At 65.6% G+C, this 900-nt stretch carries 1 protein-coding gene; it reads left to right on the plus strand.

Going from position 1 to position 900, the window contains the following annotated elements; all coding sequences use genetic code 11:
• A partial coding sequence (locus tag ACYJSS_RS30675) for an aldehyde dehydrogenase family protein (protein ID WP_459481275.1) occupies positions 1–267 on the plus strand: 267 nt, incomplete at its 5' end.
• Between the last annotated feature and the right edge of the window lie 633 nt (positions 268–900).

Below are 900 nucleotides of genomic sequence, written 5' to 3' on the forward strand. Positions count from 1 at the left end.
GCCCTGGCGATTGCCAACGACACCGAGTTCGGCCTCGGCGCCGGCCTGTGGACCCGCGACATCAACCGCGCCTACCGCATGGGCCGTGGCATCAAGGCCGGCCGCGTGTGGACCAACTGCTACCACCTGTACCCGGCCCACGCCGCCTTCGGCGGCTACAAGAAATCCGGCGTCGGCCGCGAGACCCACAAGATGATGCTCGACCACTACCAGCAGACCAAGAACCTGCTGGTGAGCTACGACATCAACCCCCTGGGCTTCTTCTGATCCCCGAGCCTGGACCGGCCCGCCGCCTGCGGGCCGAATCCCCTTGTCGACCACCAACCCCCGCGCAAGCTGCACACTCCGGCGGGCGGATGATTGTCGAGCCACGGCCCTTCGGGGCCGTTTTTTTTTGCCCATCGGTTATCCACTTTGTGGGAGCGAATTCATTCGCGATGGCGCATCCGGCCATCCGAAGCCACGTGCTGGCGCGGGTCTTTCGCGGCTGAAGCCGCTCCCACAGGTCGGCATTTGCGGCTCGGTCGGGCGTCGCTCCGTTGGGCCTCGCTGCGCTCGGCGCCAACCTGGGGTTGCGTGCAGGCCGGCAATCACCATACGGGCCCGGACGCTGCAATGGTGGATGGGTGAAGCGTCATCCACCCTACATTCCGGCCTACCGCCGAGGTTGGTTCGGGCGCGGTGATTGGTAGGGTGGATGGCGCTTTTTCATCCACCAAGCGGTGTTGGTCGTTAAACACGGAGTTCCCGTAGGTTGGGCTGAGGTACGAAGCCCAACGTCGCAAGGCCGGACGTCGCTCCGTTGGGCCTCGCTGCGCTCGGCGCCAACCTACGGTTGCGTGCAGGCCGGCAACCAGTATGTGGGGCTGGACGCCGCAATGGTGGATGGGTGAAGCGTCA

The sequence above is a fragment of the Pseudomonas sp. No.21 genome (assembly GCF_054558415.1).